Annotated in this window: 12 protein-coding genes; 6 read left to right on the top strand and 6 right to left on the bottom strand. The window is 63.6% G+C overall.

What is annotated here, in order from left to right; translation table 11 throughout:
• Nucleotides 1-13 precede the first annotated feature (13 nt).
• Both galU and D3227_RS01960 read left to right on the top strand, forming a co-directional pair.
• The gene (gene galU / locus D3227_RS01955; protein ID WP_120011984.1) at nucleotides 14-910 is read left to right on the top strand and encodes a UTP--glucose-1-phosphate uridylyltransferase GalU; all 897 of its coding nucleotides are present in this window, start codon (nucleotides 14-16) and stop codon (nucleotides 908-910) included.
• Nucleotides 911-1,077: 167 nt separating this feature from the next.
• Nucleotides 1,078-3,456, top strand: coding sequence for a polysaccharide biosynthesis tyrosine autokinase (locus tag D3227_RS01960; RefSeq protein WP_120011985.1), 2,379 nt, complete (start codon nucleotides 1,078-1,080; stop codon nucleotides 3,454-3,456).
• A gap of 72 nt (nucleotides 3,457-3,528) precedes the next feature.
• Here the strand turns inward: D3227_RS01960 and D3227_RS01965 are convergent, their stop codons facing one another.
• The 3 genes from D3227_RS01965 to D3227_RS01975 form a co-directional block, all read right to left on the bottom strand.
• Complete coding sequence (locus D3227_RS01965; protein WP_120011986.1) at nucleotides 3,529-4,293, bottom strand: metallophosphoesterase family protein; 765 nt, start codon at nucleotides 4,291-4,293, stop codon at nucleotides 3,529-3,531.
• 150 nt (nucleotides 4,294-4,443) lie between these two features.
• Nucleotides 4,444-5,523, bottom strand: a complete 1,080-nt coding sequence (locus tag D3227_RS01970; RefSeq protein ID WP_120011987.1) for an acyltransferase family protein — start codon at nucleotides 5,521-5,523, stop codon at nucleotides 4,444-4,446.
• A gap of 166 nt (nucleotides 5,524-5,689) precedes the next feature.
• Complete coding sequence (locus D3227_RS01975) at nucleotides 5,690-7,597, bottom strand: propionyl-CoA synthetase (protein WP_120011988.1); 1,908 nt, start codon at nucleotides 7,595-7,597, stop codon at nucleotides 5,690-5,692.
• Between the two features lie 806 nt (nucleotides 7,598-8,403).
• Between D3227_RS01975 and D3227_RS01980 the strand changes: the two genes are divergently transcribed.
• From D3227_RS01980 to D3227_RS01990, 3 genes are read left to right on the top strand one after another with little or no spacing between them, the layout of a single operon-like run.
• The gene (locus D3227_RS01980; protein ID WP_120011989.1) at nucleotides 8,404-8,691 is read left to right on the top strand and encodes a PqqD family protein; all 288 of its coding nucleotides are present in this window, start codon (nucleotides 8,404-8,406) and stop codon (nucleotides 8,689-8,691) included.
• Nucleotides 8,691-9,116, top strand: coding sequence for a lasso peptide biosynthesis B2 protein (locus D3227_RS01985; protein WP_120011990.1), 426 nt, complete (start codon nucleotides 8,691-8,693; stop codon nucleotides 9,114-9,116). Before D3227_RS01980 ends, D3227_RS01985 begins: the two co-directional genes overlap by 1 nt.
• Entirely contained in the window at nucleotides 9,113-10,099 is a 987-nt protein-coding gene (locus tag D3227_RS01990; protein WP_120011991.1) for a phosphoenolpyruvate carboxykinase (ATP), read from the top strand. Before D3227_RS01985 ends, D3227_RS01990 begins: the two co-directional genes overlap by 4 nt.
• A gap of 28 nt (nucleotides 10,100-10,127) precedes the next feature.
• On the opposite strand, the gene D3227_RS01995 is transcribed toward D3227_RS01990, so the two are convergent.
• A complete protein-coding gene (locus tag D3227_RS01995) occupies nucleotides 10,128-11,147 on the bottom strand; it encodes a nucleotidyltransferase family protein (RefSeq protein ID WP_120011992.1) in 1,020 nt (339 codons plus the stop codon).
• A gap of 158 nt (nucleotides 11,148-11,305) precedes the next feature.
• Here D3227_RS01995 and D3227_RS02000 point away from each other — a divergent pair, with 158 nt between their 5' ends.
• Entirely contained in the window at nucleotides 11,306-11,401 is a 96-nt protein-coding gene (locus tag D3227_RS02000) for a lasso RiPP family leader peptide-containing protein (RefSeq protein ID WP_120011993.1), read from the top strand.
• A 45-nt stretch (nucleotides 11,402-11,446) separates the two neighbouring features.
• On the opposite strand, the gene dhaK is transcribed toward D3227_RS02000, so the two are convergent.
• Both dhaK and D3227_RS02010 read right to left on the bottom strand, forming a co-directional pair.
• The gene (dhaK, locus tag D3227_RS02005; protein ID WP_120011994.1) at nucleotides 11,447-12,433 is read right to left on the bottom strand and encodes a dihydroxyacetone kinase subunit DhaK; all 987 of its coding nucleotides are present in this window, start codon (nucleotides 12,431-12,433) and stop codon (nucleotides 11,447-11,449) included.
• Nucleotides 12,434-12,466: 33 nt separating this feature from the next.
• Nucleotides 12,467-12,892, bottom strand: coding sequence for a hypothetical protein (locus tag D3227_RS02010; RefSeq protein WP_120011995.1), 426 nt, complete (start codon nucleotides 12,890-12,892; stop codon nucleotides 12,467-12,469).

Raw genomic sequence — 12,892 nt, forward strand, 5'->3', positions numbered from 1 at the left:
GAAGGAATTTGCAATGAAGAAAGTCAGGAAGGCAGTCATACCGGTGGCGGGGTTGGGAACGCGGTTCCTGCCGGCGACCAAGTCGATGCCCAAGGAAATGCTGCCGGTGGTCGACAGGCCTGTCGTGCAATATGCGGTAGACGAGGCCTTCGAGGCCGGCATCGAGCACATCGTCTTCGTCACCGGCCGCAACAAGGCGGTCATCGAAGACTATTTCGACCTGCATCCTGAACTGATCGGCACCCTGGAGCAGACCGGCAAGAAGGCGCAGCTCCAGTCGCTTGAAAGCCTGCTTCCGGTGGCCGGCGCCACCAGCTTCATCCGCCAGCAGTCGCCGCAGGGTCTCGGCCATGCGGTGTGGTGCGCGCGCGAAGTCATCGGCGACGAGCCCTTCGCCCTGCTGCTTCCCGACATGGTGTCCTTCGGTGGGCGCGGATGCCTTGCCGAAACCGTCGATCTCTATGAGCGTACCGGCGGAAACGTCATCGCCGTCGAGCGTTGCGAACCCAGCGAAACCAGCAAATACGGCATCGTCGGCCGTGGCGCCGAGGTCGGTAGCGGCTTCGAGGTGACCGCCATGGTCGAGAAGCCAGCGCCCGCCAATGCGCCATCGAACTTCTACATCAACGGCCGCTATATTCTGCAGCCGGAGATATTCGCGCTGCTCGGCAACCAGCAACGCGGCGCCGGCAACGAGATCCAACTGACCGACGCCATGGTCCGCCTGGCGCAGTCGCAGGCCTTCTTTGCCCAGCCTTTCAACGGCCGCATGTTCGACTGCGGTTCGAAGGAGGGTTTCATCCAGGCCAATGTCGCGTTCGCCCTGGCGCGCGACGACATGAAGGGACCGATCTTCGAAATGCTTCAGGAGTTCGTCCGGTCGCATGAGCGCCGGGAAGAAGCCGCATAATGCCCATTTTTTGGGAGTATGTGCGTATCGATGATGGCGTGACATACGCCGCCGCGCTTGGCCGGTCCGGCCAAGCGCCTTCTGGCATGAATGTTGCGTGGTCTTTTCTGGTGACGACGCCAATCTTCGAAGGCCGTTAGCGCCTGCAACCTGGAATTGGACCGACGATGAATTATGCCAACTTTCCTCTCGACAAGAGGGTGCCTTTGCCCGGTACGGACGCGGAAAAGGGTGAAGACTTCATCGACATCGAGCGCCTGCTCGGCATGGCTGCCCGGCAGGCCAAGGTGGTGGCCGTGTGCGCGATCATCGGTCTATTCATGGGCGTGCTTTATCTGCAGACCACGCCCAAGCAGTATATCTCGGTTGCCAGTGTGCTGATCGACGAAGGCCTGAACAAGGTCGTCGACGACATCTCGGCGGCGTCGGCCACCATGCAGACCGATGCCTCCCTGCTCAGCCAGATCGAGATCCTCACCTCGGCGCGGCTGGCCTCGGTGGTCGTCGACAAGCTGAAGCTCGACCAGAACGAAGAGTTCATGAATCCTCCGACGTCTGCCTTGGCGAAGGGCATCGGCTTCGTGCGCGGGCTGGTTGGCTATTTCCGCGGCAGTTCGGGCCCGGATATCCCTGGTCTCGAAAATGTCGACGCCGCGACGCGTGAGGCCATGATGGCCACTGCGCGCCGCGACTACGCGATCCTCAAGCTGCAGAGCGAGGTGTTGGCGCAGCGCAACGGCCGCAGCTATGTGATCGACCTTGGCTATCAGTCGACGGACCCGGCGCTCGCGACCGCAATCACCAAGGCCTATTCCGAGGCCTATCTCGCTGACCAGCTCAATGCGAGCTTCGACGCCACCGAGCGCGCGGCGGTCTGGCTGCAGGGCCGGCTGACCGAGCTTCGCGAAAGCTCGCAGAAGGCCGCCCTGGCGGTCGAGATGTTCAGGGCCGAGCACGGGCTGTCCGCGGGCAGCGACGGCCAGCTGATCAGCGACAAGCAACTGTCCGACCTGAACAGCCAGCTCATCGTCGCGCAGGCCGACACGGCACGCGCCAGCGCCCGCTACCAGCAGTACAAGACCATCGTGGACAGTGGCACGGACAATGCTTTCCAGGACTCCGCCATCTCGAGCGACCAGCCGGCCAGCTCGGTCATTGCAACGCTCAAAACCCGCTATCTGACCGTCGCCAAGCGGCTGCAGGATGTCGAGGCCAATTTCGGCAAGGATCACCCCCAGGCGGTAGCACTTGCCAAGGAAAAGGCCGATGTGTCGGCGCAGATCTTCGGACAGCTGAAGCAACTGACCGAAAGCTATCGCAACGACTATCAGGTGGCGCAGGCGCGCGAGACCGCGCTCAGGGAGAAGATCGCAACCGCCGCCGGCAAGAGCTCCATCGACAACCAGTCGCAGGTCAAGCTGCGCGATCTCGACCAGCAGGCGACGGCGCTCACCACGCTCTATCAGACATTCCTCAGCCGCTATGAGGAAGCCTCGCAGCAGCAATCCTTCCCGGTGGGCAAGGTCCGCATCATCTCCGATGCGACAATGCCGCTGTCGGCCGCGGGCCCGCGCACATCCAAGGTGCTGGCGCTTACGCTCGTGCTTGGCGTGCTGCTGGGGGCCGGATTTGGTGGCCTGAACGAGTTCAACGAACGGTTCTTCAGAACCGGCGAGGACATTCGCGATCGCGTCGGCCTCAAATTCCTCGGCTATCTGCCGACGATCGGCGGCGGCAAACCCGGCAAGGACGCCAAGCCGGACGATGTCCAGGCCGATGCCAAGACCGCCAGCCTGTCCGCCGCCGAGAAACGGGCGCGCATGCGGGTCAGCATCGACGCTCCCGCCTCGATGTTCGCCGAAACGCTGCGCAACGCCAAGATCGCCTTCGACGTCGTCATGGAAGGGCAAGGCAGCAAGGTCATCGGCGTGATCTCGCTGCTGCCCGGTGAGGGCAAGTCGACGGTCGCGGCCAATCTGGCGGGATTGCTTGCCGCCAATGGCGCCAAGACGCTGCTCATTGACGGCGATTTGCGCAACCCCGGCCTCAGCCGCAGCCTTGGCATGGAAGCCGAGCAGGGGCTGATGGAGGCTGTCGTCAACGGCAAGACCTGGCAGTCGGTCGGCAAGGTCGACCGGCAGACGAAGCTGGCGATCATTCCCGCCGTCCTGCGCGGCCAGTTCTCGCACACCAGCGAGCTTCTCTCCTCGGCCGGCATGCGGCGCTTCATCGAGAACGCCAAGGAGACGTTCGAATACGTCGTCGTCGATCTGCCGCCGCTCGGCCCCGTGGTCGACGCCAAGGCCTTTGCCCCGCTGGTCGACGGTTTCGTGCTTGTCACCGAATGGGGCCGCACGCCGCGCGCGGTGGTGCGCTCGCTGCTGGAATCCGAGCCATACGTCGCCAACAAGATCGTTGGCGCGGTGCTGAACAAGGTCGATCTGAAGAAGCTCGCCAAATACGGATCGCTCGGCGGTTCCGAGAAGTTCTTCGACAAATACTCGACCTACTATCTGGACAAGTCGGAAACGCGCAGGGCTGCCTAGGGTTTCCGTCCGGAATTGCGTAAAAACAAATACTTAGAGCGGGTCGGCGGTTCTATGAAAAGCTGAAACGCTCTAGGAAAATATCAGCTTGCCGTACTTGCCGGCTATCCTGACGGCGGTCAGCCGTCCGCTCTGAAAGGCGCCGGTGTCGATGCCGAGCCGGTGCCCGTCGAGCCTGGGCACGTCCACGATCGTATGCCCGTGCACCACCCATCGGTCGAGCAGATGGACGCTGTCGAAGAAGTCGGAGCGGATGCTGAGCAGGTCGTCTTCGTCCTGATCGGCGAGATCGATGCCGGGCCTGATGCCGGCATGGACGAAGACGAATTTCCTCGAGCAGACCATCACCGGCAGCGCGCGCATGAAGCTGACATGGCTGGCGGGAATGACCTCGCGGATACGCCGGTCGACCGCTTCGCTCGAACTGTAGAGATTGGCGAGATGCCGCGCATCGATCCCGTAGGAAAACAGCGTTTCCAGGCCGCCCTCCGCCAGCCAGGGTTCTCGCGGAAGATAGCCGTCGAGATAGTTCAGCATCGCCACCTCGTGGTTTCCCGCCAGGCAGACGCGCAGGAAGCCCCTGGGTGGCGGCGCCGTGAGATGATCGAGCACGCGTTTGGACTGCGGCCCGCGATCGACATAGTCGCCGAGCATGATGATGATCTTGCGCCCGCGGAAGGGCAGCGCATCGAGAACGATCTTCTGCTCCAGCGAACGCAGTTCGTTGTAGCACCCATGCACGTCGCCGATCGCGTAGACGATCGTATCCTGCATATCCATCTGCAGCCGTTCGCGCGGCGCGGCGCGCGGCTTTCTCGATCGCTGGAACAGGCTCACGGATTGAGGCTCGGTGCTCGCACAGGTCTTTTGGCGTTAGGGAGCATGTCACACGGGCACGCATGAAGCCTCGATACCATGCTTGGCGCCGGAAATTCCATACCGGTGAGGAGCAGTCCCTGTCTTGGTAAATAAGTGCTGGAGCGGCGTTTATGCCGCCTTGAGCCGGTAGCGGAACACGGTTTGGTCGAGCAGAAGCCTAATTCGCGGCTCGGCCTCTATCGCCACCAGCCAACTCGCGGCGATCATGGTTGCGCCGACAGTAGCGATCGAAAGCAGGTACGGCACGCCGGCGCGGACCAAGGCGCCGAGCATGGCAGCACCGACGACGTCATGGATGAGATAGAGCGGGTAAGTCATCAGCCCGATCCGACGCCAGCCGCGCCAGGACAGGTTGAGCCGCAGCGACCACGCCATCAGCCCCGTGGCGGCAAGGAACATGACGATCGGCGGCGCATAGGGCATCGTCGCTTCGACCTTGATGCTGTGCACGTCGACCGAGCTTGCGATCTGCAGCACGCCGCCGACCAGGAACAGCGCTGAGAAACCGAGCCGGGCCCTCGTCACCGCCTTGAACCGCATCAGCCACAGCATCACGCCGACGGCGAAGAAGCAGCCATGATGGACCAGTGCAAGCTGGAGCCACCGCGTCTCGGCGAGATCGGACAAATCGAGGGGATAATAGAGGCACCAGAAGAATGTGCTGATCAGCCCGATCACGATGGCCACGGTTTCCATCAGGTGGAAGCGCCCGAGCCGCAGCAAGGTCCAGACCACGGCATAGAAAGCGATTTCGATGCCGAGGGTCCAGTAGACGCTGTCGACCCAGGGATCGAACGGAACGAACAGGCCGGTGCGAACGAGCCGTATCACCGCATCCGTCGGCCAGCTGAGGTCGACCAGAAGCAACACCGCCGCGGTGATGGGGGCACACACCCACGCCGCCGGCGCCAGGCGCTTCACCCTTGCCTCGAAGAACCGCAGTGGGGTCGAATTCTCGGCGCTGAAGGCGATGACGAAGCCGCTGATGACGAAGAACACCTGCACGCCGACCCAGCCGGAGCCCAGAAAATCCATTTCAGGATGCGGCGGGATGCCGCCGCTGGCGCGTGCCGAAACACCGCCGGGGAATGCCCAAACCCAGTAGCCGTAGTGGTAGAACATTACGAGGACAGCAGCGAGAAACCGCAAGATGTCGACGCCGCCAAATGTAGTCTTTTGCTGAGCCATGCCGTCTCATCGGTGGCCCCCCATAGGGACTCTAGGGTGAATTGCTGCATTGCACAAGAAGAGATTGGACGCGGCGGCGAATCCGCGTTCGCCTCCCACCGGTCTTGCTCTGAGGGCGGTTTGCCTTTGCCGGCTTTGCTGTCGCCAACAGGAGGCGGACGTTGCGCTAAACCCCTATCCCGCGTCCCTTCAGCGCCGCGGTGATCTCGTCAAGGATGACGGGGTCGTCGATGGTCGCCGGCATGGTCCATTCTTCCTTGTCGGCGATCTTCTGCATCGTGCCGCGCAGGATCTTGCCGGACCGCGTCTTGGGCAGGCGCTTGATCGTCACCACCGTCTTGAAGGCGGCGACCGGACCAATCCGTTCACGCACCAGGGAGACGACCTCGCTTTCGATGGCGCCGGTGTCGCGCGTGACGCCCGCATTCAAAACGACAAACCCGAGCGGAACCTGGCCCTTCATCTGATCGGCGATGCCGATGACGGCGCATTCGGCAACGTCCGGATGCGCTGAAAGCACCTCTTCCATGGCGCCGGTCGACAGCCGGTGGCCGGCGACGTTGATGATGTCGTCGGTGCGAGCCATGACGAACAGATAGCCGTCCTCGTCCATCATGCCGGCGTCGGCCGTCTTATAGAAGCCGGGGAATTCTTCGAGATAGGCCTGCCGGAACCGGGCGTCGGCATTCCACAGCGTTGGCAGGCAGCCAGCCGGCAGCGGCAGCTTGACCACGACATTGCCCAGCGTGCCGCGCGGCACTTCATGGCCGGCATCGTCGAGCACGCGGATGTCGTAGCCGGGCATCGGCACACCGGGCGAGCCGTATTTCACCGGCAGCAGCCCGAGCCCGGCCGGATTGATGGTCATCGGCGAGCCGGTTTCGGTCTGCCACCAATGGTCGATCACCGGCACGTTCAGTTTCTGCTCCGCCCATTTGATGGTTTCCGGGTCGGCACGCTCGCCGGCGAGGAACAGCGTGCGGAATTTCGACAGATCGAATTTCGGCACGAATTCGCCCTTGGGGTCTTGCCCCTTGATGGCGCGGAAGGCGGTCGGCGCGGTGAACAGCGCGACGACTCCGTGCTCGGCGATAACCCGCCAATATGTGCCGGCATCCGGCGTGCCGATCGGTTTGCCCTCGAACAGGATGCTGGTGCAGCCATGCAGCAGCGGGCCGTAGACGATGTAGGAATGGCCGACCACCCAGCCGACATCGGATGCCGCCCAGAACACCTCGCCCGGCCTGACGCCGAACTCGTTTTCCATCGTCCATTTCAGCGCGACCATGTGGCCGCCATTGTCGCGCACGATGCCCTTCGGCTGGCCGGTCGTGCCTGACGTGTAGATGATGTAGAGCGGATCCGTGGCCAGCACCGGGACGCAATCGACATTGGCGCCGGCGGCGCGCTCGCGGGCAACGGCGTCGGCATAGTCGATGTCGTAATGGTCTTTCAATTCACAGCGCAACTGGTCGCGCTGCAGGATCAGGCAGGCGTCCGGCTTGTGTTTGGAAAGCTCGATGGCAGTGTCGAGCAGCGGCTTGTAGGCGACGGTGCGTCCAGGCTCCAGGCCGCAGGAAGCGGAAATAATCAGCTTCGGCCTGGCGTCGTCGATGCGGGTGGCAAGCTCGTGCGAGGCGAAGCCGCCGAAGACCACCGAATGCACGGCGCCGAGGCGCGCGCAGGCAAGCATGGCGAAGGCCGCTTCCGGCACCATCGGCATGTAGATGATGACGCGGTCGCCCTTGCCGACGCCACGGTTCTTGAGCACCGAAGTCAGCGCGACCACCTCGCGCTTCAGTTCGGCATAGGTGAACTTCCTGACCGTGCCGGTGATCGCGCTATCGTGGATCAGCGCGATCTGGTCGGCGCGGCCGCCTGCGACGTGACGGTCGACGGCGTTGAAGCAGGTGTTGCAGGAGGCACCGGTGAACCAGCGGCCGTAAACGCCGGCTTGCGCATCGAAGACACTGTCGGGGGGCGAATACCAGTCGATCGCTTTGGCCGCCTCGGCCCAGAACAGTTCCGGGTCGCGTTTCCAGCCTTCGTAGACTTCATGGTAGCGTGACGCCATCCAACTTCCTCCAGGAAAATTTGCCGTCTTGCATTAGCCTATGCCGTTTTTCGAAACCATGTCTTCCCGGAATTTCGTCGATGCCTGCTCTCGCCTTGGGCGCGGATATCCGGCACCATGGCTTTGGGGATCGCGATGCCGCAGCCAAGGACGTCGGCTCAGCAGCTGATGCTTGGGTGATAGCCCGACGGCAAGCCGGCCGTGCTTGACGTGCAGCGTTTCAGCCAGGGCTTTGAAGGACGCGACCGCCACTTCATCGCCGTGACCGGCCAGGCGCGTCGAGCCGGCCCCGGCCTGGCGGCCACCCACCAACCCTCTGGCGCCCGAAGCGCGTTCGTGTCGGTCGATGATATCAGCTGTTAGAGCGGTAATGCCGCCAGCATCAGGCCGACGCCGCCGGCTATCAATATCGCCGCCGCCAGGGCTTTCCGATGACGTTCGAACGCCGTCGGCGCCCGTTCCCAATTGTAACGCATACTAACTACTCCCCTAAGCCCCGGCGACTTTTTAGCTTACCTAGGGGAACAAAAGCAACTCTCCGGCAGAATCGGTTCGCCGGCTTGACAAAGGCCGCCGCTGATCGGCACGTACAATCTTCGACGAAATTCGGGGGTTCCAGTGAAGAAAACTTACGAAAAGCCTGTGTTGAGCAAGCGCGAGAAACTGTCGAAATTGGTGGCCACGGCTGTCAGCAGGTAGCCGACGCAAGAAGGCCGCTTCAGCGATAGAAGCAGCCCGACGATAGACAGCACCGCGCTGCCGCGCTAATTGCTCTCCAGCTAACGTACATGGTCTGGGGAGGGCCCATGGTCGAAATCGCCTCTGAAATGGTTCTGCGGCTGGCGGACGACGCCTCGGTACAGCATGTCGGCGACGGCGCCGTGGTGCTTCTGGCGCGCAGCGGCCAACTCTTTACCTGCAACGGCACCACCGAAGCCTTTCTCGACAAGGTCGACGGCGCGCGCAGCCTCGACCAGATCGTCGATCTGCTGTCCGACGAGTTCGAGGTCGACAAGGATATGCTCGACCAGGACATGGCGGCCCTGGCCGCCGAATTGGTGACGGAAGGTATCCTCGCCGATCCGGGGGCGTGATGGCAGACGGCCCGTTCTTGCGCGCGCTGTTTCGCGCCCATCTATGGGCCAGCGCGCGGCTGATGCCGGTGCTGATCGGCCAACGCGATTTCGAGACCGTGCTGAAATGGGCGCCGCTCAGCGCGCCGACCCCTTATCTCGGCCTGCCCTCCGCCTACATCGTCGCCAGCGTCAACCGCACGGTCAGGCATCCCTGGCTGATGCGCGACCGCAGGTGTCTCAGGGAAGGCCTGCTGGCGCATCGCTTCCTGCGCCTTGCCGGCTTCGACCCGGATCTGCGCTTCGGCGTCGACCCGAAGTCGATGCATGCGCCACGCATGTCGGCGCATTGCTGGGTCTGCCTCGACGGCCGGCCGGTGGTCAGCGACAGCCTGCCCGGAATGGTGGAGATCTATCGTCACCACGCCGAGGGCAAAACCGCTTGAGCGGCTCGGCCGCAGATACCTGCTATGCCCTTGACGGACAGGTCATCGGCATCTCGGCCGAACGCGCCGAGCTGTGGCGGGAGTTGGACCGCATGCTCGGCACCTTGCGCATCACCGGCACGGTAGAGCCGGATTTTCGCGTCAGCGTCGTCGAGACGCTTTCACTGCCCGAGACGCCGGCCGGGACACTCGCCTTCGACGGCGAGGTGCCCGAGGACGGCCACTGCCGCATGGTCGACGCCAGTGAGATCGTCCATCTGATCTTCCCCGGCCGCCACACGGTCTCGATCCATGCCGGCGAGCGTTGGGCCGAAATCCGCGTCCGCCCGGATACGAAGATCGCCTGGACGCTCTGGATGCTGGTGCTCGATGCCGCGCTCGATGCCGGCGGCCAGCATATGCTGCACACGGCCGGGCTGACGCTGCCGGATAGCGATGCCCTGGTTCTCGTCCATGCGCCCAGCGGCACCGGCAAGACGACGACGTCGCTCGCTCTGGCTTCGCAGGGCTTCGGCCTCTGCTCCGACGATGCCATGATCCTGAACGTGGCGTCGGACAAGGCCGTCGCCTGGGGCCTGCCGCGCCATGTGAAGATCCACCGCAAGACGGCCGAGCTGGTCCCGCTCGTTTCGCCCTGCCTCGGTCCCTCCTGGGACCGCAATGGCGAACAGGCCGTTTCGCTCGAGCACCTCGGCAAGATCATCCGCGTCGAAGGCCCCGGTGCCCGGCCGGTCGCAGCACTCCTTCATCTAGCGCGTTCGGCCGATGGCCAGACCCGGCTCGTTGCCATGGCCAGGACCGACGCCATGGTGGCGCTGGCCGCCGACAATGTCAGGACCGGCATGACCGGCCTGCTGCCGCTGCAGAAGCGCCGGCTGGCGACGATCGCCCGGCTGGTCTCGACAGTTCCGACCTTTGCGCTGGAGGTGGGCGCACAGCCGGCCGATGCGGCGTCCTTGATCCGCTCGGCGTTGGCCGACTGACGGCAGGACGACCGGGCCTGTTCCGGGATCAGGCACGATATGGCCTTGGCTTCGCCAATCTCTGGACCCAGCGGAAGGCATCGCGCCGCAGGCGCGAACGCATCCTGTTCCTCGAATTGACGCCGAGCAGCGTATCCCGGGTGATCAGCCATCTGGCGAGCCGAATGCCGAGATCGGGCCTGATCCGGTTGGCGAGTTCGAGCCCGCGGGGCTCGTCGAACAGCCGGCCGGTCACATCGAGCACGGTCGCCAGTTCAAGCTCGATGCCGGTCATGCGCGCCGCCTCCAGCAGGCGCGCTTCCGCATCGGGCGTTTGCAGCGCCCGCACGCCTTGCAGCACGTCCACGCAAAGCTGCAGCCGGTGGAATTTATGTCCGCCGGAGGCGTGGACAATTGCGATGGTGAGCAGGGCGGCCGGCGTGTCGGCCTCGTCGCCGTCGATCGCGCGCAATTCCTTGAACCCCAGCGACAGCCGCCGCCGCATGCCGGAATCATGCACCAGATTGCCATGCAGCTCGATCAGCAGGCTCGAATTCTCCTTCTCCAGCCATTTGAACTCCTGCAGATCTTGCGACTGGGCTTCGCCGCTGCACAGCCGGAAACCGGATGCTGCTATCACCCGGTTGGCGTCGTCGAGACGGGCCGGCTCCACCAGGATGTCGATGTCGGTAAAGGGGCGATCGGCGACATTGCGGTACAGCTTTCGTGCAAAGGCCGGACCCTTGACGATCCGCGCCGGAATCTTGTCCGCGGCGAGCGCCTTCATGATGCGGTCGCCATGGTATTGCAGCAGCATCGACTGCCCGGTGACCAACGTCGACTTCTGGCGCAGATCGGATAGCGTCTCCTGCACGCCGGCATCCCGAGGCAGATGCGCGTCGCTGCGCTCCTGCAGTTTGCGCAGCATGATCGGCAGCACGCCGTGGAATTCGGCATTGGCCAGCAGGGCCAACAAAGTTTTAGCTGTCGGAACCTCGGCCGTTCGAGCCTCCGGATCCGCATAGTTCAGCAGCAGATTTTCATCAGCGGGCGCAAGTGGTGGCAGCATCAACCTGGGTCGGCGTTTTGCGCATTGGAAGACAATGTTGCGAATATGGTTGCAGAAAAGCACCACGGAAACCAGTGCGGCGGCACCAAACCTGGCGCCAGAATTGACTTGGCGAAGGGTTATCCTCCATTCTTGGCGCAAAATCGGAGGCTATTCGGATGACCAAGAAGAAATATGTGGCGCCGGTGCTGCGCAAGGCCGGCAGATTGTCCAGCGTCACGGCGGGCAACGGCAGTTCGGGACCGACAATCTGATCCACAGGATTTTGACGCCGGCCTGACAGGCCGCGGGTGTCCGGGCTACATTCCCCAGCGCAGTGCAGCCGTATGCACGGGTGCGTCCCACAATGCGGTCGTCTCGGCGTCGAGCATGGTCAGCGTGATCGAGCAGCCGGCCATGTCGAGTGACGTGACATAGGATCCGACCAGCGAGCGGGTTACAGTCACCCCGTGCTTCTCGAAAATCGCCCGGGCGCTGTTGTACATCAAATAGAGTTCCATCAGCGGCGTGCCGCCGAAGCCGTTGACGAACAGCAGCGCCGGGCCCTTTGCGCTGCCGTCCAGATCGCCCAGGATCGCCGTGCAGATCTCCTCGGCGATGGCATCGGCGCTCTTCAAGGCATCGCGCCGCCTGCCGGGCTCGCCATGAATGCCGACGCCGAACTCCATCTCGCCGTCGCCTATATCGAAGGTCGGCTTGCCGGCCGCCGGCACGGTGCAACTGGTCAAGGCCACGCCCATCGAGCGCGTTGCGCCATTGACGCGCTCGCCCAGTGCCTTCAGCGCTTCCAGCGCCATGCCTTGCTCTGCCGCCGCACCGAGGATCTTCTCGACCACCAGCGTGCCGGCAACCCCGCGCCTGCCTGTGGTGTAGGATGAATTCTCGACCGCGACATCGTCATTGGTCACCACTTGCATGACGCCCTCCGACATCTCGGCCGCCATGTCGAAGTTCATCACGTCGCCCTCGTAGTTCTTGACGATGAACAGGCAGCCGGCGCCGGTGTCGACGGCCTGCGCCGCCGCCAGCATCTGGTCCGGCGTCGGCGAGGTGAACACCTGGCCGGGGCAGGCGGCGTCGAGCATGCCGTGCCCGACCAGCCCGCCATGCAGCGGCTCGTGGCCCGAGCCGCCGCCGGAGATCAGCGCCACCTTGCCCGGCTTCAGCACCTTGCGGCGGACGAATTTGTGCTCCTCGCCCAGCACGAGGATGTCGGCATGGGCGGCGACGAAGCCATCAAGGCTTTCGGTCAGCATCGTGTCTACCGAATTCAGGAATTTCTTCATGGTGTCCTCCCGACACACTTTTGCTTAAGGCGATTAGCCGCTGCCCTTGCCGGCGATGCTGGTGATCTTCTGGATGAAATCGTTGATTGCCCGGTCCAGCGCGGCGTTCTGCCTGTCGTCGCCGAAATCGGGAACGATCAGCGACACATGCCGCGTCTTGCGCAGACCCGATGCCACCGACATCTTGCCCGGATGCGCCTGGTGGTAAGCGACGAGGAACTGGTCGCGCTCGGCCTGGCTGAAATGGCAGACGGAGAAGATAGCCGGCAAATGTTTAGATGGGATCGGGATCGAATAGGCCGGGCTGGAGATCTGGGTGACGAAGCTGCGATGCTTGCCGAGCGCATCGGCGAGGCGCTGGCGCATGCCGGACGGGCGCTGGTCGATGACATGCGACAGGATCGTCTTGTAGGCGCGGATCGCCTCTTCCGGACCGGGTTCAGGCGTCTGGTCGACCAT

Origin of the sequence: Mesorhizobium waimense (assembly GCF_003601975.1) — a bacterium.
In the GTDB taxonomy this organism is placed as follows: domain Bacteria; phylum Pseudomonadota; class Alphaproteobacteria; order Rhizobiales; family Rhizobiaceae; genus Mesorhizobium; species Mesorhizobium waimense.

What these genes read in the sequence shown, in the direction of transcription:
- galU (WP_120011984.1), top strand. Translation starts at nt 14, where the DNA reads ATGAAGAAAGTCAGGAAGGCAGTCATACCGGTGGCGGGGTTGGGAACG.
- D3227_RS01985 (WP_120011990.1), top strand. Translation starts at nt 8,691, where the DNA reads ATGGCAGACGGCCCGTTCTTGCGCGCGCTGTTTCGCGCCCATCTATGG.
- D3227_RS02000 (WP_120011993.1), top strand. Translation starts at nt 11,306, where the DNA reads ATGACCAAGAAGAAATATGTGGCGCCGGTGCTGCGCAAGGCCGGCAGA.
- D3227_RS01980 (WP_120011989.1), top strand. Translation starts at nt 8,404, where the DNA reads ATGGTCGAAATCGCCTCTGAAATGGTTCTGCGGCTGGCGGACGACGCC.
- D3227_RS01970 (WP_120011987.1), bottom strand. Translation starts at nt 5,523, where the DNA reads ATGGCTCAGCAAAAGACTACATTTGGCGGCGTCGACATCTTGCGGTTT.
- dhaK (WP_120011994.1), bottom strand. Translation starts at nt 12,433, where the DNA reads ATGAAGAAATTCCTGAATTCGGTAGACACGATGCTGACCGAAAGCCTT.
- D3227_RS02010 (WP_120011995.1), bottom strand. Translation starts at nt 12,892, where the DNA reads ATGGTCGACCAGACGCCTGAACCCGGTCCGGAAGAGGCGATCCGCGCC.
- D3227_RS01995 (WP_120011992.1), bottom strand. Translation starts at nt 11,147, where the DNA reads ATGCTGCCACCACTTGCGCCCGCTGATGAAAATCTGCTGCTGAACTAT.
- D3227_RS01975 (WP_120011988.1), bottom strand. Translation starts at nt 7,597, where the DNA reads ATGGCGTCACGCTACCATGAAGTCTACGAAGGCTGGAAACGCGACCCG.
- D3227_RS01960 (WP_120011985.1), top strand. Translation starts at nt 1,078, where the DNA reads ATGAATTATGCCAACTTTCCTCTCGACAAGAGGGTGCCTTTGCCCGGT.